Source organism: Mycoplasmopsis mustelae (genome assembly GCF_004365095.1).
GTDB lineage: Bacteria > Bacillota_I > Bacilli_A > Mycoplasmatales > Metamycoplasmataceae > Mycoplasmopsis > Mycoplasmopsis mustelae.
In genome coordinates, this window is sequence record NZ_SOCN01000001.1 from 262,491 (window position 1) to 285,786 (window position 23,296).

The following is a 23,296-nucleotide window of genomic DNA, read 5'->3' on the forward strand; positions in this document are numbered from 1 at the left end:
AGGTAATAGCACATTTTAAAAGATTAAAGTTACTTTAAGCCTTTAAAATGTAATATTTTTGTTTGTTAAAAATAAATTTGTAATAAAAAAATGGTGCCCAAGACAGGACTTGAACCTGCACGGAATACTCCACTAGATCCTTAGTCTAGCGTGTCTGCCAATTTCACCACTCGGGCATTTTAATATATATAATTATACTATATTTTGGTTAAAATGTAAATTTAGCATAATTTCTAAAAATATATCACAAAAGAACTAAATATAAGGATAATATTAAAAATTTAATTCAGTTTCCTCCTTTTATCGTATTTGTTTAAAAATGAATGTTAGTATACAAAATGATCAAATAAGTATAATCAAAAGTATTTGAAATAACAAACAAAAACTATTGGAATTTGCTTCAAATTTCTTTGTTAAAAATAATTTCGAAAGAGATAATTAATAGTTATTTATCAAGTATGACACTAGTTATAATAAACAAAAAATGCCAAAAAGGCATTTTTAAATTAATTCATTATCTACAAAAACTTTTTTAATTGCTTCTAAAGCTGCTTCTTCATCTTCACCCGAAACTTTAACAGTAATTTCGGCACCACATTTAACACCTAATGCCATAATATTCATAATTGATTTTAAATTACCTTCGCGTCCATTGTATTGTAATTTAGCATCTGATTTAAATTTTGAAGCCGCAGTGCAAAGAATTGATGTTGGGCGTGCGTGTAAGCCAATTGGGTCCACAATTTTTGCTGTAAATTCTTTCATAAAAGAGTTTCCTTTCAATTATCTAATTTTCAATAAAGCAATTATAACACAAAAAACTTTTTTAACATTTGATGCATAAAAATCTTACGAAAGTTAACTTTCGTAAGATTTTTATTTAATAAATTCCATTTTTTCAGTTTTCAACTTCTTTCGGAGTTCCTAAAACGAAATGATCTTCATTTATTTTAACTCATTCAGGTTGATTTTGTGCTGAATAATTATGCATATTAATGTCATATACATAACCAATCAAGCTTCCCTTACTTCCTTCAATCGACGGTACGGCATCTAATAAACTTTTAGTATATGGATGTAAGGAATGTTTCATAATTTCTTCAGTTTTACCAACTTCTAATAGTCTACCTTTATTCATTACTGCAATACGATCTGAAATATATTCTACCATACGTAAGTCATGAGCGATAAATAAAATAGTTAGTTGATATTTTTCTTTTAATTCATTAAAGATATTAACAACTTGGGCTTGAATTGAAACGTCTAGTGCTGAAATCGGTTCATCAGCTACTAAAAGTTGTGGTCGAAGCACAACTGCGCGCGAAATCCCAATACGTTGTTGTTGTCCCCCTGAAAATTCTAACGGATATCTACGTAAAACTGATTGGTCTAATCCGACAGATTGTAAAATATCACGCACCAATAAGCGTTTGCATTCTTTCTCACTCAATTTATTAAGTTCATCACGCTCTCGTTTGGCTTGTTGCATCATTTCAATTAAATAACTGTTATCAGTTGCAATAATTTTTTGGTAAAAATCTTCATAAAATGCTTGATATGCACTAAATTCATCTTTAGCAATTTCTACATCTAAATTTGCTTCATATTCACCAAAAAATTGGGGGTGGTGTTCTAAACAAAGTTCGGCATAAATTTTACGTTTTACTTCTTGATCTATGTTATATAAATAAATTTCTTTTGAATTTTTGGTATTTGTCAAACCTTCGCCAACAATACTTTCAACATTTGCATAAGGATTTAGTGAGTTAGCCGGGTCTTGAAAAATCATTTGCACTTTATTAATTAAAAAGTTTTCAATTGCTTTATATTCTTGTAGTTTTTTACCCACTTTAAAGCCACGAGCTATCTTTTTAGGAAGTGTTTTATCTAAGAGCTTAATTTCACCAAATGAATACGGTACTAAACCAACTAATGCCCTACCAGTAGTACTCTTACCACTTCCAGATTCACCTACTAAACCAAGTACTTCACCTTTATAAATATTTAAATTTAAATCAATTACAGCGCGAAACGCTTTTACACCACTACCATAAGTAATATCCACATTACGCATAGTTACTAAAGTTTCTTCGCCATGTTTTGGACACAACATTTCCTCTACACCCTTTGTTTGCTTACGAATAACTGTTTTTTCACCAAGAAATGGAATTGAGCGTTTAACCTTGTAAGCAGTTTCTGTTCTTTTATTTTCCATTTTTTGCTAAATATTCCTTTCATAATTTTTGAATTGGTGCAGGCGGTTGGTATTCTGGTGCGCGTTCGTCTAATAATGCTGATTTGACACGGTGAGTTTCTGAAACTTGATAATAATTTGGTTCTATCTCAAAGTCTCTACCTAAAGCATAGTCATTTCTAACAGCAAAGGCATCCCCTTTGATATTGTTTAAACTTGATGGAACACTTCCGCGAATGGTTGCTAAACGACTTCCTTTATTGATATCTGGCATACTGAGAATTAATCCCCATGTATATGGATGTTGTGGATAGCGTAATATTTCTTCTGCAGTTCCTTCTTCAATAATTTGACCTGCATACATAATTGAAATATAATCCGAGATAGATGCTACCACTCCTAAATCATGGGTAATAAAAACAATAGATAATTTGAGTTTTTGTTGTAAGTCTTTAACAACATCTAAAACTAAGGCTTGCACAGTAGGATCTAAAGCTGTGGTTGGTTCATCCATAACTAAAATTTTAGGTTCTAAAGCAACGATAGCAGCAATTACGACACGTTGAATCATTCCACCCGACATTTCGTGTGGATAAAGTTTCATAACTGCTTCTGGATCGTTGATTTTAGTTAGTTTTAAAAATTCTACGGCGCGTTTATAAGCTTCATCACGGGTTTTAACCACTCCGTTAACTAACATTCCCTCCATAATTTGTTTTCCAACTTTCATAGTTGGATTTAAAGTTGACATTGGGTTTTGAAAAACAGCAGATACAACACGACCACGATAGTGTGATTTCTCTCAATCACGGAACGAAAATCTTTCTACATTATTGTTATATAACTTGATTTCTCCACTATCTATCACAGCATTATCTCCGGTTAATCCATATAATAGTGAAGTAATCACTGACTTACCAGAACCAGATTCTCCGATAATTGCATGCACTTTACCTTCATAGATTTCAAGCGAACTACCTAATAAAACTTTATTTTTTTCCCCAGGGCGCGCTGGGTTAGTGAACGAAAGATGGATGTTTTTAATTTCTGCTGCAATTTTTAATTTGCTTCCGTCAGAAAAAGTACGATATTGAACATTTTTATAAAAAGTATCTCAATCAAAGTGTCCTTTTTTAAATTTCTCTCAAAATTTGAATTTGTGTAAAAAACTACATAATCTTGAATTTTTTGTTTGATTTGGTTTAGTTTCTAAATCTATTGCAGTTTCGTTATTACTTTCAGGTTGGTCTTGATCTAAAGTATCAAAAAATATTGTTTCTTTTAATTCAAAATCTTGTAGATATGGTTGTTTAGTACGTTTATGTCTACGTTGTAAATTTCGTCTCATAATTTCCTATCTCTGTCTTCTGAGCGCATCTTGCACGCTCGCACCTATTAACTGCACACTAGTTGTAATTAAAATAAGTAAAGTTGATGGTACAAAAACGTATCTTAAATAAGTAGGGAAGATTTTTTGTCCTTCTAAAATTAAGTTTCCTAAGGTTGGAATATCATCAATTGCTAAACCAATGAAAGCAAGTGAGGTTTCAGAAAGCACTACCCCAGGAATCGAGAAGACTAATTGAGTAATTAAAATCGGTAAAATTACAGGTACATAGTTTTGAAGTATTTTTCAATTTGGAGTTCCTAAAACTTTTGAAGCGGCCACCCATTCAAAGTGTTTTGCTCTTTTAACTTGGGCTCTAATTTGGTTGGCCATACCAGTTCATGAAGTGAATGATAAAGCAAAAACAATAACCCAAAATGATGGAGAGATAACAATAGTTATTAAAATAAGAATAATAATAGTTGGTACCACTGAGATCACTTTAATTATAAAGGTCATTACACGGTCAAAACGTTCATATTGTCCCATTAAAATTCCTATGGTTAAACCTATTATAACTTCAATGGTAGTTACCACTAACGCTAACGAAAGTGAATAACGTAACCCATGTCAAAGTCTAGCCCAAATATCACGTCCTAATGAATCAGTCCCAAAAATATGATAAACTCCGTTTTTGTCAGTTTGATTAAAAGTTAAATATTTAACATCTACATCACCAAAGTTGGGATCTAAAGTAGTAAACGGAATGATAAAAGCTAATAAAATAATTGAAACTAAGAGAATAAATCCAAAAACACCTGAAAGACTTCTTGAAAAACGATATACAAATTCTTTAAAAACTTTAGTTTCTGCTTTCATATGGCTTTCAGCCACAAAATCAAAGGTTTTACCTACAATTTTTCATGCTTGATATTGAAAGGGTTGCATGATCGGATTAGGAGCTATTTTTTTAGATAATTCATTGGTTGGTCCTAAGTTCTGACGTGATCTTAGCTTACTAACATAACGATTAAATTTTGCTTTAAATTTTGATTCGTTCTGCTGCTCCACTATGCCCCCTTTCTTCTTACACGTGGATCAATAACTTCGTACAAAATATCACGTGTAGCATATGAAAGAATAGTTAGCAAGGTAAACATAACAATTAAGAATAAGATCACATTATAATCTTTAGTTTGGATGGCTTGTAGCAATGTTGCTCCAGAGCCAGAAATAAAGAAAATTTGTTCAATAAAGATACTTCCAATAAATGAACCAAAAATAACTGCCGGAAAGAATGTTGCAATTGGGAAAAGTGATGGTTTTAACGCGTGTTTTCATACAAAACGACTTTTTGATAGTCCTTTTAAGTATGCAAATTTAGCATGCACTGAATTTAATTCACGGTTAAGCTCGGTTCTAATATATTTGATATAGACAATAATACTTCCCAATGAGAGCGCTAAACCTGGTAGTATATATGTTAGTAAGTTTTTATGGTCAAAGATATATGGTAAATTAACTAAGCGGCCCAAAAACACTAATATCAGCGCAAAGATAATTGATGGTACTGATGAAAAAATACTTACTAAGACAGTCGAAACATTATCTACAATTCCGCCCGGATTTTTACCCACTCAAATACCTACTGAAATACCGATTACCACGGTTAAAAACACTGAAAAAATACCTACCAAAAACGATTTATAAAAACGTTCTCATATAAAGGAATTAATTTCTTGAGTTGGAAATAATGACAATGAAATTCCAAAATTACCACGGAAGAGATCATGTAGATAAAATCCATATCTTTTAATCAATGGTTGATCTAATCCATATTGAGCTTCAATAGCTTTTTTAGCCGCTGAATCTAAACCAGAAGTTAAAGTATTTGATCCAGGAACCGAGTTAATTAAAAAGAAAGTAATAGTAATAACAATAAAACCAATTAAAAAGAACTCAACAATAATGACTAATAATCTCAATAAAGATTTAACTAATGGTGAGTTGATGGTGAATAAACGTTCAACTAAGGAAACTTCTTCAACTCTTTTGTTAGTTAAATAAACGTTATTATCATCAATATAGTAAGTTTTATTATTTCTCGTTTCAGTTTTTTTAAACTTCACTATGATCCTCTCTTTCTAGGTAATCCTGGTCTTGGTGGTCTGGTAAAATCGTAAGCATATTGTAGTGAAAATCTATATAATGAATCAACTCCACCAACTCTGGTGATTTCTCAATTAGTATCAACTTCCATTAGCGGAACCACAATACTTGCATCACGTATCACTTTTTCTAGTTCACCAATGAAAATATAAACATATTCTTGACTTCACTTTTCTTTTAATTCTTCTGAGTTAAAGTTTCCAGAGAAAAATGAGTTAATTCTATCGGTGTAATTTGAACCATCTTCAGTTGGTTTAATAAATGATAGTTCCACAAATTTCTTTCAAAAACTAATTTTGGTTGTTTGATTTAACGGTCCTAATGATTCTTGAAAATGTAAGCGTTTTGATGTTGATGCTGTTGCTTCAGCAAGCTTATCTATACCTTCGAAAATTAATAATGATTCATTTAATAGTTTATGCCTACGATTAACTTGAATATTCTTATTTTTAATTAATAAAAATTCAATTAAGTATTTAAATAAACGAATATTAAAGTCTTTTCCGGTTGCATCTTTAAAACCATTCAAAATTTGTTGTGCATATTTGTTTTCAAAATTTAAAATATCAGTTTTTTGTGGGTTTTGTTGATTGCGTACTTTATCAAAATCTGCTGCCGCATTTGGAATTGAACCTAAAATAACATTAAAAGGTAAAACTAAATGTTGTGATATATATTCGTCTACATTTAAGTTGATTGCTTGAGTATATAAATCGCTGATATAGTCGGCATATGTAAATGAACCAACTGGGTTAGTTTTAAATCCAATATTTTTTTCATTTAAACTATCAATTTCATCAGTTTTAAAGAACACTTGTACATAATCTGAAGCACCATTACCGCCTAGACGATCGTAGTTTTGATAAATAATGTCGTATTTACCTTCTTCTATAAATGAAGCAAATGCATTTTCTGGTAAACTCTTAACTTCTATATCTATATAACCTTTAAATAATTCATTTAAAACGTTTCTTAAATAAGTTCCAGCCTTCTTTTGTTCATCTGAAGAATTGTTTAGATATCTTAGTTTAACATGTTTTAAATTTGGATGTCTTTGTTTAAAACGATTTAGATAAAATTCTGCAGTTTTTGGATCATATGTTTTATCAATACGTTTAGTTTTTTCAAATGTATATGATTTAGATAAGTGGGTTACAAAATCATAGTTTTGTAAGTCAAAAATTTTGTCATTTGCCGCTTCAGTGCGCATATCTTGAAAGTATGTTTCAATGTTTTTTCCATCAAAAGTACGGTATTGTCCATAAGCTGTTCAAGTATTAACAGGAAACGAAAAGTCTCAACCAACAATTTGTAAGATTTTTTCTCTATTAATTGCATAGTAAATTGCATTTCTTAAATCTTCATCTAAGACATAACTATCTGCATTCGATTCGTAATCTAAATTAAATCCAAACGCAATTGTTCCATAACCAGTGTTTTTATTAAGGTATTCTTTGTATGTCGGATTTGATCAATATTGATTAATTCTTTCGGCTGGAATATAGGTTTGTGAGATAAATCCATCTTCAAAAAATGTAGCATTAATATTACGGTCAGTCGAAAAAATAATTTTGATTTTTTCTGAAATAGTATTTTCCGCATCAAAATAATCTTTATTTTTCTTAAGATTAATATAACCTTGAGGTCCTAAAACCACATCATTGGAATCCATTAAAAACGGACCTGAGGTTAAAAATTTTTTAGTATTTGAACCATATTTTTGGATTCCGCCACCTTCAGTTTCGATATATCTACGGTTAGCTGGAAATAGATTGCCTAAAATTGTAAAAATTAAATAAACAAGTTCTGGTGTTTGATTTTCATCAAAAATAATAGTAAATGAATTTTCATCACGAGCAAGTGACTTAATACTACTATAAATGGTTTTTTTATTAGGATCAGTTAAACTACCTATTATCGTAAAAGTTTGATATGGGTTTAAATAAACATTTTTGATAAGTTTTCTTTTATATTTTTTATTAGTTTTAATATCTAAGAAAGTAAATTCTTGTAAATCTTTATCTAATTTAAAATCTTTGTTCTCAGGTAGATTTAAATTTGCTTCTATTTCCTCGTTAGGATAATCTAAAAATAATTGTCCGGTGTAAAAACCAAATCCTAAAGCTGCTTGTTTAATTGCTTCTACTTCGGCAATATCTAGTGCTTTGCCATTTGCATCTTTAATTTGTGATTGTCAAACTTGGTCTTCAGGATCTTGAATTCAAGTCCCTTCATTTGTCTTAATATATTTTCTACGTCCTCAAGGATTTTTATAAGCAATATTAAATTTTTGAATATATGCTTTTTGTGCATCAATAAATTTACTAGCATTACGGAATGAATATTTAGTTATTGTATCTATTTTTTGAGAACCAGTATTAAGATCTAAAATATATTCAATATAATCTCTTAAATCTTGCGCATTAACAACGTCTCCATTAGATCATCTATTTAGTTTATTATTAGTAAATCCAGTAGCACCAATATAATTGTTTCCATTTTTTGGATTTCTAAATGAATAAATTGAAGCATTTTGTTGTGGAGCACCACTTGTATCTTTTGCTAGTCCACCGATTAAACCTAAATCGTGTAACGCATATCAACTTCCCTGAACTCTACCATATCCATTATCTGTTGATAGTTCACTTTTATTAAGTCTAAAGAAATCATCAAAATTAGAGCTTGGTTGTTTTTCGCCGGAAGCATCAGTGGTAAATGTCCCATCTGTACTTACTGAAACAAAGTCAAATTGTTTGATTTTAAGGATAGATTTTAATTCCCTATTTGGTCCAGTTTTCATAAAGGAGTCTACAAGAGAAGGTAAAATTTTGTTCATTGAATTATATTTAATATAGTTTAAATTGTTAATAGGTTCGGTTGCTAAACCAAAATCATAATCAATGTTCTTGGTTAAATTAGAAGTAAATTCAGTCGAACTATAACTCTTATTTTGTTTTAACGAATCAGTTCCGCACGATGCCGCCACAGCAACTATTGAAGCAGCAGATGCTAAACTAAACGTTTTAAATCATAACCTTTTTTTCAAATTTCCCCCTTTTATCCTGTAATGTTAAATTGATAGTCAATATATATAATGGTTTTACCTTTATCTTGTGTTTTTGGATCTTTGTTTGTTTTAATTTTAACCGAAGCTTGTTCTCCAGTTTTCCCGTTTTCTGAAAGATATTCAAAGTCTCCGATATTTAAGTCTGAAACCGCGTTATTGTTTTCATCAACAAATTGTGCATAGTATTTATGTTTTGGATCTAATAAAGTGTTACGGTATTTAGCCATAATTCCATAATCTGAAATTCATGAAGTATAGCCTTCATCTTCAATTCTAACTTTTGAGTTAATATCACCTTGCTTTTTAAGGTAGAAAATGTTGTTTGTATCTTTAAAGTTAACTGTTAAGAATTTTTGTTCACCTGTTAAAGTATCAGTGAAACGAATTTTCTTAATTTTTTGTGCGTCTGCATTTTTTACAAACCCATAAAGCGCTAAGGCATCTAAACGTTTGTTTCTAAAGATTCCGGTTACAGTTCTTTTTGATACTCCAAAGTTTAAAAGTTGGGAAATAAAGAATGCTCTTGGGCGAGATGTAATCGGTTTACTTTCAAAGTCTTTTAATGAAATTTCATTATCAATCACTTCGTTTCCTAAATCATCATAAAGTTCCATACCGATTGTTGATTTCTCAAATCTATCTTTGAAATATCCGTTGCTTTGGGTTATAAATTTCCCGAAATATGAACTTGTTCTAGATTCGGTATTTTCAAAAACGCTATTTGGTTTTTTATATGTGTCATTATATGCAACATCTTTAATTGGTAAAACTACTTTATTTTTATTTAATATAAGTTCATTAAGTAATTTATTGTTTTTATCAACGCTATTGGTAAATGATTCGCTAATTGAATTAAGTTCTTGAATTTTTGCATTAATTGCGTCTTTTTGTTCTTGTGTAGTAGCTTTTTTAAGCTCGTTTTGTTGTGATTCAATTTCTTTTTTAACTTTATCTAACTCAAGATTTGCTTTAGCTATTTCATCTTTTATAGGTAATTCAGCTTGATATGTTAATAATGAAACTTCTTTAATTTGTTGATAGTAATTATCAAATTTGGCTGCTTTAACTGCGTTATAAACCCCTTTATAAATTGCGATAGGATCATTTTTTCTATCATTTCATACATTTAATTTAGTCGCATCCACTACATAATCTAAACCAGTATATGATTCATTTACCGAAGTCATATATCCTGGTAAATTTTCAAAATCTACAGTTGATGGGAGATATGTAGTTTGAACAAAATCTCTAGTTAAGGTTTCTGAAATATTGTAAACATAATCAGTAAATTTATCTTGAAGTTGTGGTTCAACTCTTGTTTGATTGTAATTTAAAACATCTGATGATGGTTGTCCGTTTCGGAATTTTGCATAAATTCATTCAAGCGGACGATTTAAACTAGTTTGACCACGGTTTCAGAATGTTAAAACATTACCTGATACACGATATAAATCTTGTGAATTTAAAGTTGCAACAACTGAATTTACTAATTTCTCATTATTTCCTTCTTCACCTAATGTGCTCACTACATAGTCTCTAAATGTCTTTTGGTAATCTGTGGCAGTATATTTTCTATCACCATCAGCTGCAGGTTTTGCTTCAAAAGAGAAAATATTTTTGAATTCTGGATTTAAATAAGTAATTCCGTACGTATCTGATAGAATTGCTTTATTTGCTTCTAGTTCAGTTGCAGGATTAAAATCTTTAACTGTTAAAAAGTAGTTAGAATGTCTAAATCTACGCATTATTTCGTTAGCTAAAGTTTGATCATCAGCATTTGCAATAAATTGTTTTTGTTGTTCGTTTTCTTGTGAAGTTGCTACTGCTTCTTTAAATGCATTGAAATCAAATTTAGTTTTTACATAATTGATATCTCAATTAAAGATGGCGGTTGTTCCGGTTTCGGTTGGTTGCATTTTAATGTAAGTTGCTTTTGAATAATCAATAGAACTAAAATCAATCATATCTTCAAAAGTTTCAAAAACCGCTGTGGTTGCTGTTTTTTCACCGTCATGCACTTCTGCTTTTATTTTTAAATTAAACGCCGCATATAAGGAGTCATTTCCTTCTGAAAAATTATCAAAGTTATTGAATGAAATTTTTTGAGTTAAATTATGTAACGTATTTCGTGCCTTTGGATCTCGACCAGCTCTTCAATATGCTTGTGTAATTTCAGCCGAATTACTTACTGAATTATCTGCACCTAGGTAATGGAAATAAGGAGTATTGTTATTGTTTCTAATAAATAATTTTAAACCTGAGAGCAAGAATCTAAAAATTGGGTTGTTTTGATATATCCCAGTAGCAGGAATGTTATATCTTTGAAAAGTTCTATGTAATTGGTCAGTCATTACATCATTTTTATCTCATACTTGATTTGATAAAAACTTATTTCCTTCAATCAACGGAAATGTGTAAGAACTTTTAATTTTAGTTTTATCCTTAGCATCAACAAAAACTAAAACATCTTGAATTTGAGAGTACAAAGCACCTTCAATATGAGCTTTTTTTGGATTACTACGTGTTCCCTTACTTCTAGCATCTTCAATACCTATAGTAACCGCAAACATATCAGAAAGGACATTAGACACACTATCACCAGCAGTGAATCCAGCATATTCTCATGATTTACGTTTATCTTTTACATTTGGATTAAAGACAGAATCAATATTATTGGTAGCTGGATCATATTCAATAGGGTTCGCTCTATCTTTTAAGTTAGCGGCTAGTCCTTTTAAATCGGTACGATCAGAATAGTTAGTTAATGAAAAACCAATTGATCCACCAAAATCTGTGGTATTACTATTTCATCCTGAATCTATGAAATTCGCTCTAACTAAATTAATAATGCTTTCTTTAATAATGTTAGTCTGTGCTTTAATGTAATCTTGGCTAGCTTTATCGAGTGGTTCGTTTAATGGAACATTAATCGCTGGACTTCCATCTCTGTTAAAAACATTAATTTTGGTTGCTTTAGTAACTGTTTGACCATCAATGGTTTCAGTTACTAAATCTACAACATTTATAGTTAAATTGTTTGAATCTGTAATTTCAATTGCATTTTCAATTGATTGTCCAGTTCCATCTTTAATTTCTTTAATAACTCTCTTTATATCTAAATCTTTAAAAACATAACTAGTAGTATCGCCATTTATAACTGGTTCAAAAGTTTTAGCTGTCCCACTAATAAATGGATTTATTGTTCCTGAATTTTCATCGAAAGAGTTTGCAATAAATAAATTTCCTAATCTGGTTTTTCTTTGATTCGCTGCTTCTTTAAGTCCATCAAAATCTTGTAAAAAACGTCTTTGTTTATTTGAAAGCACACTTTCGATATGTGCATTCTGTGAAGCATTCCCTCAAATTTGATCTTCTGTTTCTCGAACATATTGTCCAGTATCTTTATTTTTAAATAAAAACTTAATATATTGTCCATTAGTATTTGTACTATCAGTTTGCTCTCCTAAAGCATTTACTCTAACAAAATCCAATGTTGTTCTAGCCTTTAAATAATTGCGCAACGCTTCAGCTGAATAATATGATGATTCACTTATTCCATTACGTGGTGAAATTCCACCCACAACTACTGCATTTGAATCTTGATTTAAAGCTTGTGATTCATCTAATGTATAGTGATGTCCATATTCGTGAGTTGCTACATATCTTAAAAATTCAGTTGAAATTCCATCAAAATCTTTTAAAGTAGCCCCTAAAACTAACGGAAGCCCAATTCTATCATCTTCACTAAAACCAATATAGTCACCATCTTCTAATGAATATTCATAGTATCCTTTTGCATTCAATTTTTTAGCAACATGTGGTCCAGTTAGTTTTTTAGCTAAGTGCGGATATTTTGCTAAAACTTTGTCAATTAATCCAGTGTATGCTTCGTTAAAAACATCATATTTTCTGGTCGATAAACCGCGTTTTGGTTTCCCGTTTTCATCTAAGATCGAAATATCCTCTGGTCCAGCTTGTAAAGTAATTGGCGAAATAGCCCCTTGATAACCTACAGCATGTTTAAACTCATCTAATAAATCTTTTTCTTGTGATGTTATAGTTGTTGCAGCAAAAGATAAAGAAAAACTATTTTTGTTTTCTACATTTTCTAAGGTTGTAGTGAATACAGCGTCCTTAACATCAATAGATTTAACTAAATATGCGCCTAATCTACTTTTTACTTCGGCAGTAGCAGTTTCTCAATTTTTAAGTTCTGGGATGTTGTTGATTGCTTCTAGTTTTGATTTAAATAAACTTATTTTATCGTTTGAATCGATATATGCTCAAATTTCTTTATTTTCATAGGCTTTAACGTCGTAAAAATCTAAAAAGTGAGCAATATCAGCATCAACCGCTTTTTTAAATGTATGATATGTTATATCCCATTGAGGACTAACATTACCTTCTCTCATTATAAATGAAAATGAATCTTGTGAACCTTCTGGTTTATAATCAAATGTAACAATTAATAAAGGTTCAGTTAGTTTATTTGAATTTCCGGCAACTGTTGTAGTTGTATCGCTTGCAATAGCAGAAGTCACTGTAGTTTCTATTAAGGAATCAAAAGTAACATTATCAGCTAAGTTTAATTGTGTTTTAATATCATTGAATTGCTTTTGGGTAATGTTGTCCGCAAATACAAGAGTATTTTCATTGAATTTATTTTTAGTATCTGGTAATATTTTAAATTTTTTATTAATTAACTTATAAGGTAATGCTAATGATAAAAATGAATTATATGTTCTTGGAGCCCTTGAGATTGCGTTATAAATCGCAGATGCTGTTGGAATAGATGCTAAAAATTCGTCAATAGTTTTCTTGTCTTGTTGTTCTTTAAACAATGAATATGTTAAAGCATCACGACCATTACCTGCTCCCGAAAGAATTGAGTAAATTGGCATTGAACCAAAAAAAGCATCTGGGAAGAATTTTATTTCACTAACCTCTTTATGCACTGTTGAATGCGATCCTAAGGTGATTGAGTTTCCACTTTGTTCAACCCCGGGAACTAACCTAAAACTCTCTAAGGTTAATAAATCCGGCCCCCACGCAACGGTGTTAATAAATCATTTACTGAACTCGATAAACTTGCTAGGTTTAACTGCTAAAACATATTCATCAAAGAAACTGAATGATCCAAATTTAACTTCAAGGATAAAACTTTCTTTGAATCTTTCAAAATATTTTGCAAAGAATTCGTCAAATGAATATAACTTTTTTTTGTCTTCAATAAAGCCAAAATTTTCATAATCATCAGAAATGAACCCCACCTGGTATTTTTTTAGTGGATCTAAAATAGAAATCTCTGGTTTGAGGTGTCTATTTGCGTCATAAATCTGAGAATAATCATTTTTTAATTTTTTTTCAGTTATGGCGAGATATGAACCTTTTACCTCATCAGAATTATTTGCATATGCATACATTGATGCTACAGCGACACCTGAAGCACTTGCAATAATTCCGGCTGATAGTAAAACCTTCGCCTTCAAACTTAGTTTGATTTTTTTCATAGTTCCTTTCTTTTTTTAAGTTGGTTTGAATATAAAAATAATATTCTTATTAATTTTATCAAATTCTAAACCTTATTTACTTTTATATAACAACAAAATACAATTCTTTTTGTTAGGTTATATAGTAAATTACGAATTTTTCATTTATTTTTTTATTTTTTAAAATTTTTTAATTTATTTTTGAAGAAAAAATTTTTTATGGATATTTGTTTTAAAAAAAATAAAAAAACAGTTAATATATCAAATATATTAGCCGTTTTTATTTGTAATTGTTTTTAGAAATAATTCTTGTAATTGATTCTCTTCAACACTTGAAGGCGCTTGAGTAAAAACATCTTCATTTTTAGAGTTTTTAGGAAACGCTATAGTATCACGAATGGTATTTAAATCAGCTAAAATCATTATGATCCGATCAATTCCTAAACCAATTCCACAGTGAGGCGGAACACCATAATCTAAGGATTTTAAAAAGAAACCAAATTTTTCTTCTTGTGATTTTTGATTTAAACCAATAAGTTCAAACATTTTCTGTTGCATATCTTTATCATAAATTCGCGCAGAACCTGAACCTAATTCAAAACCGTTTAAAACTAAATCATAACTACGAGCTTTAACTTTTTCTTTTGGTAATAAATCAATTTCTTGCATCGGATGATCAAATTGAGTAAATGGATGGTGTGCTGCGACTCATTTGTTATTTTCAGCATCATATTCAAACATCGGAAACTGTGTAATTCATTTAAAATTATACTCATTACGCGCTCAATTAAATCAAGAGTTTAATTCTACCCGTATAGCACCAAGCGCTTGTGAAGCGTTCTCATATGTATCAGCAACAATAAAATAAGTTCCATCAACTTTATCAAAGTTTTTTAAAAAAATATGTATAGAATCAGATACTTTATGTGCAAAGTTTGTGGCAACAATTTCATTTCCTTGTATACTAAAGTAAAATAAAATTTTGGCTTTATTTTTTTTAGCAATTTCTTCTAAAATTTTAAAATCTTTTTTATTAATTATTTCTGTAATTTTAAGCAATCTTTTTACTGGGGCATTTTTAATAATATCAAAATTACTATCATTGCAAAAATCATTAATATCCTGTAATTTAACATCATAACGAAAGTCGGGTTTATCGCTTCCGTAATCGCGAATACAATCATCATAATTTACGCGCTCAAATGGAATTTTAATATTAATATTTTTAACTTTTTTAAGTACATATTGAAACATTTCTTCTATTTGGGTTTGTAAAAATTCTGGTTGCATAAAACTTACTTCAATATCAAGTTGAGTAAATTCCGGCTGACGATCTTTGCGTGAGTCTTCATCGCGAAAACATCTTGCAATTTGAAAATATCTTTCAAAACCAGAAATCATTAAAAGTTGCTTAAAGAGTTGTGGTGACTGTGGTAAGGCATAAAAAGCATTATGATTACGAGTTGGAACCAAAAAATCACGCGCTCCTTCAGGAGTAGCTTTTGATAAAATTGGAGTTTCTATTTCTAAAAAACCATTATTTTGTAGATATTCACGCATTGCAAAAATAACTTGATTTCTAAGCGCAATAGTTTTTTGCATCATTGGACGACGTAAGTCTAAAAAACGATGTCTTAAACGTAGTTCTTCTTTAACTTCTATATCATCACGTATTTGAAAAGGCAATTCTTTAGCTGTCGATAAAACTTTATAAGACTCTACTACAACTTCTATTTCACCAGTAGCTAATTCTAAATTTGCATCTTTACGAGCTACTACGGTGCCAGTAACTTCCAAAACGCTTTCTTTAGTAAATACAATCGGTTGATTGAAAACTAATTGTGTGATGCCAAACTTATCACGTAGATCAACAAAATTTAATCCACCTAATTTTCGCTTATTAGCAACTCAACCATATAACGTTACTTTTTGATTTAAATTACTTAAATTAAGTTGATTATTATTAATTGTTTTATTCATCTTCTTCACCTAAAAAGCTTTGAAATTCTGCGTATCTGTCTTCGCTATAATTAATTCTTGTTTCTTTTAAAAATTTCATTAAGTCTTCTAAACCTTCATCACTAAAGTCTAAAACAACACGTTTTCCTGTTTTTAAATCTTTGGCATAAAACATTTCATTACCCAGTTCACTATCATCATATATAACGACAGTAGCATTTCTTTTTCTAGCCTTTTCGAAGATTCTTTTGGTTTTTTGAATTTTAAAATCTAGATGCACTGAGACACCAAAATTCGTTAAAGCAACAAAAACATTATCCATAAATAGCTCTAATTGATTATCATCAATGCTAGAAGCAACATAAACGCTTAAATTATTTAAACTCTCTTTAATACCACTTAATTCTAATGGATGGATTTCTTTATGCAAATCAATTAAACGATCAACTCCAAAACCAAAACCAACACTAGATACATCCGGTCCACCTAATTCTGCAAAAAGGCCTGAATATCTACCCCCACCAATTAGGGTTCCTTGATTACTATATCTTCTGTCTTTTGCGACAAATTCAAAAACTACTTCATCATAGTAATCTAAACCACGAACTAAAGATACATCTTCTTGGATAGCCCCATCATTCATATCATTTATGTCTTTTAATTTTTCAACTATTTTTCGGTAGTATTCTTTTGATTCTTTACTGATAAAATCGGTTATTTTTGGAGCATTCTTTATAAAATATAATTTTGCATCATTTTTATCGTCTAAGATTCTTAAAAACCTTCCTTCATCAAACCGTTTTTGAGATTCAAAACTTAGTTCGTTATAGTATGGTTTTAAATATTTCGATAGTGCTTGTTCATATTTTTGACGAGCTTGTTTATCACCAATTGAATTAATTTTTAAAACATATGGAATTTCTAATGCATTTAGAAGATAAATCCCTATTGTTATAACAAAATAATCCTTTAGATAATGTTTTTCACCAACAAATTCGATTCCTGACTGATAAAATTGACGATACCTTCCTTTTTGTGGTTGTTCATAGCGAAACATCGGAATTGAATAAGCAAATTTTTGATTTCATAATTCTTGTCAATTATTTTCAATGTAAGCACGCACAAATGGCGCTGTTCCTTCGGGTCTTAAACAAAGTTCGCGATTAGCTTTATCTTTAAATTCATACATTTGTTTCTGGGCGATTTCTGAACCGTTAACTGAACGTTTAAATAGTTCGCATGATTCAATAATCGGAGTTTCTATCATTTGAAAATTATTATCATAAATGATAGTCTTAAAAATGTCAATAATTTTTTGTTTATATTGATATTCAATAGGATCATAATCTTTTGTTCCTTTAATTTTTGTAATCATTTGACATCCTTTCAATATTATTAATATTTTACAACATTTATATTTAATCTTTTTTATTTACTATTTTTGGTGTATTTTTCGAGAGAAGTTTTTTAATTTCCATTAATAAAAGATGATTTAAAACTCTGGCCTTTATCTTAGGTCATAATTTAAAAACTTTGTAATTAGATGAATGTTGTTCTTGTTTTAAAACAAGACTTTCATTTGCGTAGTCATAAAAAATATTAATAATATAAATACCACTTCTTTTTTCAGTAATTTTTAATTGGATAAATTCATGCAGATACTCTACAGAATGATTAAAAACATTTACATCTACTATTTTAAAACCCCATCTCAGTGCTTGCATAGGTACAAACAAATTATCAATATTTTTTAGTACATCAAAACTAGTTCTAAAAGTATATGTCGCAAAAACATAATCACTAAAATACTTGCGCATTTTTAAATATTTATAGTCTAATAAATTATTATTGTTTTTATATGATTCAGCCATTAAACAAATCTCTAAAATAAACTGATAATTACTAAAGTCTAAAAAGTTATCTAAATTTGATGAATAATTGTCCAAAAAGTTGGCTAATAAAATATTTTTATTTTCAATATGTTCTAGATATGAATATTTAATATTAAAAGTTTTTAATAAATTAATAATACCTTGCGAAGTATGATGCGGAATTATTAATTTATTATCCTGTAATTTATTTTGTTTTTTTCAAGTTAAGAAATAAAAGTTTATATATAAATATAACAATTCATCGTTTGAAATATAAATCAGTTTGTTTTTAATATTAAAGTATATTTTAAACCTACTTTTTTTATCGCCAACAATTATAATGTCCGTAATTTGACTTTTATTTGATAAGTTTTGAATTTTTTTAAAAAAACCAAATAAATAATTATCACTAAGTTCTACATATATATTGCTTATTTTTTTAATATTAAAACCTTGATTAATTAAAATAGTATTAAGAAAATATTCGTCCTGCGGAACTCTTAAAAAAGTTTTAATATTTAAATTTTTATGTCCAGATTGCAGTTGATTTAATGACTGAAATTTATTTTGCAACTTTAAATCATAAAAAGTTAAAAACTTTTCTATCTTTAATTTTGCTGTATTTTCATAGTTTTGCAAAATAATTTCTTTATCAAATTCATTAGCTTGCAAAAGCAAATCTCTTTGCTGTTGTAAATCTAACATACAATGGTTTTGATAAATTTTTAAATAGTATTTATTATTAATTAAACTTTTTTTTAGGTATAAATAAAAGTCAATTTTGACATCTAAACTAGTATTTAATACTATAAATTCATTAATTTCTTCAGTGTTATATTCCAACACTCTAATTCGCTTACTTGATATCGAACGTTTTAAGTTAGATAAAAGCTTATTATCCACACTTTTATCACTACCAATTAAGATGGTTTTATTGCGTGTTTTAGAATTTTCTAGCAAAGTCTTTGTAATAGCAATCAAGGAATAAATATTTAAAGATTTTTGACTAAAAAGATCATCACTTGAAAATTCAATTCCGTTGTATGACGCTCTAGCTTGATTTGTCGATTTTCTGCTTGCTTTTTTAATGTTTTCTAGAAATTCAGCAAAAGGAATAAAACATATTCCTTCGTTAGTATAAAAAGAATGTCAATGTTTGAGTTTTTCTTCGGTCATTTTCATATTATTCAATTATATATTTTTTAACCTTTAAATTGATGAATTCTTAAAATAATCCGCTAAATTTTGCATTAAATATTTTAGCTAATAATTTATTTATATGTTTAATATTATGAATTATAATTTAATAATGAAAAAATTAGGAATTATTGTAGATTCTTTTTCTTGTTTATCAGCTAAACAAGCTGAAGAAAAAGGATTTAAATTTTTACCTCTCCAAATTGAAATTGACGGAGTTTTATACGAAGATGATTTTGATGATAACTTAGAACTATTACATAAAATATCTACAGCAACCAAAATTACTACATCTTTACCAAAATTAGAAAAGATGCAAAAAATTATCAAGGATGCATCAAAAGAATATGATGAAGTTATTTATTTAGGTTTATCACAACATCTTTCAAATACTTTTTCTCAAGCTTCTTCAATTGCAACAGAATGTCAAAACGTTTTTGTAATGGAAAATCACTTAGTTGGAAATCAAATTGTTAGAACTGTAGAACATTTTAAAAAAATGTATGAAAACGGTGCAACTATTAATGATTTATTCACAAAATTAAACGATATTAATGAAACTTCAAAAACCTTTATCGTACCTTATAAATTAGACTTTCTATTAAAGGGAGGTAGACTTTCAGGAATTAAAAAATTTCTATTATCGAAGTTTAAAGTTTATCCTATTTTAAATTATAATGAAGAAGGAAAAGTTAAGTCTATTGCTATTAAACAAAATTTTAAAAACGCAGTATATAAGGCTTTTGATTTAGTTAATGAATATATTGATGAATTAAAATCATATGCAAAAGATATTAGAATTTTTGTAGATTTAGTTACCGGAATAAGCGATGAAGTAAACAAATTTATCACATCAGATGAATTTCCTAAAACATCATCAATTGTTACTACTCCATCATTAATCGCTGCACACACTGGACCAGACGCGTTTGCAATCAGTTTAATGTTAGATTTGGATAAGTAATAAATGTCTAAAAAACAAAAATCAGCGCAAGACCAAACTAATAACAAAATCAACCTACAATATACAACATTAATTGATTCAATTATTAGAGAAAACACTTTACCACAACAAGCGATTAAAAAATATAAAAAAAATACCTGAATATATATTATTTCTATTTTTTCAATCTTTGCTTTGTGTGTTATTGTCGGTATTATTATTTGACAAATTATAGTGAATGTTTAGCAAGCCAACTTCGTGCTAAACTTTTTTTATACATAAATTATAAATTTAGTGAAAATATGATAGAATTATTTTTAGTGGTCGCGTAGCTCAGATGGACAGAGCACGAGCCTTCTAAGCTTGTGGTCGGAGGTTCGAATCCTCTCGTGATCGCCATTTTTTTATAACTTTTTTTAAGTAAATAGATATAATTATTTTATGAACGAAATTAATTTAAAGCGCAAAGAATCACAAATACATCAATTAATCGCAAACATTGTATCCAATGATTTAACAAATGTAAACATTATTGATCCAGTGGTTATGGATGTTGTTTTAACATCGGATTTAGGTTTAGTAAAAGTTTATGTAAATTTATCAGGAAATGCACAAAAAGGGTTAATAGCATTAAATAATGCGGCTTCATTTATTCGTAAAATGTTAGCAAAGTCCTTGGATTGACGAAAAGCACCTGAAATTAAATTTTATTTAGATGATGTTTCAAAAACAGGAGAAAGGATTGACGCCATTTTAAGAAAAATTCATAATGAAAACTAAAACAGAGCACGAAAAATTATGCTCTGTTTTAGTTTTCATCTTACTTATAACAAAATAAAATTTTTAACTTTTGTTTTGATGCTCATCAATTATCTCTGTAATTGCATTAATAAAATCTTTTGGTTTTGAAAATAAATCTAAACTTAGAATTTTATATTTAATATCATACTTATTTGCTAATGCTACAAACATTGTTTTATAGCTTTGATGTACTTGTTCAAAATATTCTAAATTAGCAAAAAAATGTTGTCTTTTTTTAATTTGACTATATTTTAAAATATTAGTTTTAATGTAATTAAAACTTGCATCTAAAAAAATTGCTAAATCAGGTTTATCCGCCAAATCAGCGATTGAGTCAAAAATTTCATCAAATGCTTTCAAGTATTTAGGTTTCTTTTGTCTTAATTTTACGGCTGTATAAATATAATTTTCAATACTAATTCTTTTTAAAAATAAAATTCCATCTAAATGATTAAATTTTTGTTTAAATTTTTGCTGTGCTTGATCAAAACGTTGTTGACAACTTTCTAATAAATATGATGAAAAAGCTATATTCGTATTTAACGAACCATTATATCTTCAATGTAAAAATTGTTTAATAACATCATCTTGTGGATACAAAATATCAACACCCATTGAATTTGGATAAATTTTAGTAAGTTTTTTGATAATGCTACTTTTACCACTTCCACTAATTCCACAAATTGCAATAACCATTATCTCGCCCTAACCTTATTTTTATCAAAGTTTTCAATTATTTCTATAGCTTTTTCAAAAACCTGTTTTTCTGTTAAATGATCAGTATCTATAATCGCATAATTCAAATTGTATTTGTGAACTTGTTGAATAAAAATTTCTTTATAAACCATATAAAGTTGAATAAAATAATTTTTATTTAATCCATAGTTCTTTATTTCAACATTTCTATTACGTGCAAACAATCTTTTCTCAAATGTTTCAAAACTCATATCTAAATAAATTACTAAATCTGGCAAATCTTCAGGTTTAACTATTTGGTTAAAGAACCTTTGAAAACCATCTAAATAAACTTTGCCCTTTGCCACCAAATTCACTTGCGCAAATACAAAATGTTCCAAACTAAAGCGATCTAAAATTATATGTTGTTTGACAAAATCACCTTGGTTACCTTTAAATTCGTCAAAAAGCTGTTCTAAACGAGTTGTGTGGTTTTCAACCATATATTCTTGCAATGCCATCGTCAAATTTGGTTTTTGCTCATATAGCCATTTTAAAAAAGTGTTAAAAATAACGTCATCATGTTCATATTCATTTAACACTCATGCGCTTTGATAATGCTGCACTATTTTTTTAGAAAGTGTGCTTTTACCGCTCGAAATCATTCCGCTGATACCAATTACCATTTTTACCTCATTTTTAATTGTTTTGAAAGTATAACAAAATTTAATTAAAATTTTTGAAAATAATAAAATTTAATTTTTATTTCATAATTTTATAAAAAAAATATATCATTAAAAAACAAGGAGAAAAATGAATTTAAAAAGACCCGATGGAATACTAGAAGTAATTACAGGACCAATGTTCTCTGGAAAAACTGAAGAATTATTAAAAAGACTAAAAATCTTAGAAATTGCAGAAATTAAAACAATTGTATTTAAACCAAATATTGATACTCGTTTTGATAAAAATAAAATTGTAAGTCGTACTGGTGCAAAATATAAAGCCATTGTTATAAAAAAATCAACCGAAATCTTAGATCATTGAAATAATGAATATAAGGCCGTTGCAATCGATGAAACAAATTTTATGGATGATGGAATTTTTGATGTCATTGATAAGCTTGTTTTAAATGGTGTGCGTGTGATTGTATCTGGTTTAGATATGGATTTTTTAAGGCGTCCTTTTGGTGTAATGCCAGGACTATTAGCAATTGCTGATGATATTAGCAAACTCAAAGCTGTTTGTTTGCAATGTAAAACCGATGCAGCTTTTTCATTCCGTAAAGATAAAAACCAAGAATTAAATATGGTTGGTGATAGTGAATATGAAGCACGTTGCCGTAAATGTCATATTAATGGAGAAAAACAAAAACATCGTAAGAAAATATAAAAAACTATCAATTATTGATAGTTTTTTTGATGCTTACACATATGGCGCGCCCGGCAGGAGTCGAACCCGCAACCTTTAGGGCCGTAACCTAACACTCTGTCCAATTGAGCTACGGGCGCATAAAATGTTTTGGAGGCACTAACGGGATTCGAACCCGCACTCAAGGTTTTGCAGACCCATGCCTTGGCCATTTGGCTATAGTGCCTATGTAA

The 23,296-nt window shown here is 29.0% G+C and carries 16 protein-coding genes and 4 tRNA genes; 5 read left to right on the forward strand and 15 right to left on the reverse strand.

Annotation, left to right across the window (positions count from 1 at the left end; translation table 4 throughout):
* Positions 1 to 91: 91 nt before the first annotated feature.
* The 11 genes from BCF59_RS01120 to BCF59_RS01170 form a co-directional block, all read right to left on the reverse strand.
* Positions 92 to 176, reverse strand: a tRNA-Leu gene (locus BCF59_RS01120).
* Between the two features lie 325 nt (positions 177 to 501).
* Positions 502 to 765, reverse strand: a complete 264-nt coding sequence (locus BCF59_RS01125; protein WP_134110425.1) for an HPr family phosphocarrier protein — start codon at positions 763 to 765, stop codon at positions 502 to 504.
* 115 nt (positions 766 to 880) lie between these two features.
* A complete protein-coding gene (locus BCF59_RS01130) occupies positions 881 to 2,215 on the reverse strand; it encodes an ABC transporter ATP-binding protein (protein WP_134110427.1) in 1,335 nt (444 codons plus the stop codon).
* Positions 2,205 to 3,542, reverse strand: coding sequence for an ABC transporter ATP-binding protein (locus tag BCF59_RS01135; RefSeq protein WP_234851410.1), 1,338 nt, complete (start codon positions 3,540 to 3,542; stop codon positions 2,205 to 2,207). The genes BCF59_RS01130 and BCF59_RS01135 overlap by 11 nt, the downstream gene beginning before the upstream one ends.
* A 6-nt stretch (positions 3,543 to 3,548) precedes the next feature.
* Positions 3,549 to 4,592, reverse strand: a complete 1,044-nt coding sequence (locus BCF59_RS01140) for an ABC transporter permease (RefSeq protein WP_134110429.1) — start codon at positions 4,590 to 4,592, stop codon at positions 3,549 to 3,551.
* Positions 4,592 to 5,650 carry an ABC transporter permease gene (locus BCF59_RS01145; protein ID WP_134110431.1) on the reverse strand — a complete coding sequence of 353 codons (1,059 nt, stop codon included), beginning with the start codon at positions 5,648 to 5,650 and terminating at the stop codon, positions 4,592 to 4,594. The genes BCF59_RS01140 and BCF59_RS01145 overlap by 1 nt, the downstream gene beginning before the upstream one ends.
* The gene (locus BCF59_RS03650) at positions 5,650 to 8,736 is read right to left on the reverse strand and encodes an ABC transporter substrate-binding protein (RefSeq protein ID WP_166666785.1); all 3,087 of its coding nucleotides are present in this window, start codon (positions 8,734 to 8,736) and stop codon (positions 5,650 to 5,652) included. Before BCF59_RS03650 ends, BCF59_RS01145 begins: the two co-directional genes overlap by 1 nt.
* Before the next feature lie 11 nt (positions 8,737 to 8,747).
* Positions 8,748 to 14,267, reverse strand: coding sequence for a PDxFFG protein (locus tag BCF59_RS01155; RefSeq protein ID WP_134110433.1), 5,520 nt, complete (start codon positions 14,265 to 14,267; stop codon positions 8,748 to 8,750).
* 249 nt (positions 14,268 to 14,516) lie between these two features.
* Positions 14,517 to 16,226: an aspartate--tRNA ligase gene (gene aspS, locus BCF59_RS01160; protein ID WP_134110435.1), complete on the reverse strand. Its 1,710-nt coding sequence runs from the start codon at positions 16,224 to 16,226 to the stop codon at positions 14,517 to 14,519.
* Complete coding sequence (hisS, locus tag BCF59_RS01165; RefSeq protein ID WP_134110437.1) at positions 16,219 to 17,580, reverse strand: histidine--tRNA ligase; 1,362 nt, start codon at positions 17,578 to 17,580, stop codon at positions 16,219 to 16,221. The genes aspS and hisS overlap by 8 nt, the downstream gene beginning before the upstream one ends.
* A gap of 43 nt (positions 17,581 to 17,623) precedes the next feature.
* Entirely contained in the window at positions 17,624 to 19,258 is a 1,635-nt protein-coding gene (locus BCF59_RS01170) for an MAG5620 family putative phospho-sugar mutase (RefSeq protein WP_134110440.1), read from the reverse strand.
* Between the two features lie 127 nt (positions 19,259 to 19,385).
* On the opposite strand from BCF59_RS01170, the gene BCF59_RS01175 reads away from it, so the two are divergent.
* The 4 genes from BCF59_RS01175 (at position 19,386) to rbfA (ending at position 20,996) form a co-directional block, all read left to right on the forward strand.
* On the forward strand, positions 19,386 to 20,237 hold the full coding sequence (locus BCF59_RS01175; protein WP_134110442.1) for a DegV family protein: 852 nt from the start codon (positions 19,386 to 19,388) through the stop codon (positions 20,235 to 20,237).
* A 3-nt stretch (positions 20,238 to 20,240) separates the two neighbouring features.
* Positions 20,241 to 20,462: a hypothetical protein gene (locus BCF59_RS01180; RefSeq protein WP_134110444.1), complete on the forward strand. Its 222-nt coding sequence runs from the start codon at positions 20,241 to 20,243 to the stop codon at positions 20,460 to 20,462.
* Between the two features lie 76 nt (positions 20,463 to 20,538).
* Positions 20,539 to 20,615: transfer RNA gene (locus BCF59_RS01185), tRNA-Arg, on the forward strand.
* Between the two features lie 42 nt (positions 20,616 to 20,657).
* Positions 20,658 to 20,996, forward strand: coding sequence for a 30S ribosome-binding factor RbfA (gene rbfA / locus BCF59_RS01190; RefSeq protein ID WP_134110446.1), 339 nt, complete (start codon positions 20,658 to 20,660; stop codon positions 20,994 to 20,996).
* 63 nt (positions 20,997 to 21,059) lie between these two features.
* On the opposite strand, the gene BCF59_RS01195 is transcribed toward rbfA, so the two are convergent.
* Together BCF59_RS01195 and BCF59_RS01200 are read right to left on the reverse strand one after the other, a co-directional pair.
* Positions 21,060 to 21,713, reverse strand: coding sequence for a deoxynucleoside kinase (locus tag BCF59_RS01195; protein ID WP_134110447.1), 654 nt, complete (start codon positions 21,711 to 21,713; stop codon positions 21,060 to 21,062).
* Positions 21,713 to 22,378, reverse strand: coding sequence for a deoxynucleoside kinase (locus BCF59_RS01200; protein ID WP_134110449.1), 666 nt, complete (start codon positions 22,376 to 22,378; stop codon positions 21,713 to 21,715). Before BCF59_RS01200 ends, BCF59_RS01195 begins: the two co-directional genes overlap by 1 nt.
* Before the next feature lie 127 nt (positions 22,379 to 22,505).
* Between BCF59_RS01200 and BCF59_RS01205 the strand changes: the two genes are divergently transcribed.
* Positions 22,506 to 23,084 (forward strand): thymidine kinase, encoded by a 579-nt coding sequence (locus BCF59_RS01205; protein WP_134110451.1) that lies wholly within the window; start codon positions 22,506 to 22,508, stop codon positions 23,082 to 23,084.
* 42 nt (positions 23,085 to 23,126) lie between these two features.
* Here the strand turns inward: BCF59_RS01205 and BCF59_RS01210 are convergent.
* A tRNA-Arg gene (locus BCF59_RS01210) sits at positions 23,127 to 23,203 on the reverse strand.
* A gap of 11 nt (positions 23,204 to 23,214) precedes the next feature.
* Positions 23,215 to 23,289 (reverse strand) — tRNA-Cys (locus BCF59_RS01215).
* Positions 23,290 to 23,296: the final 7 nt, after the last annotated feature.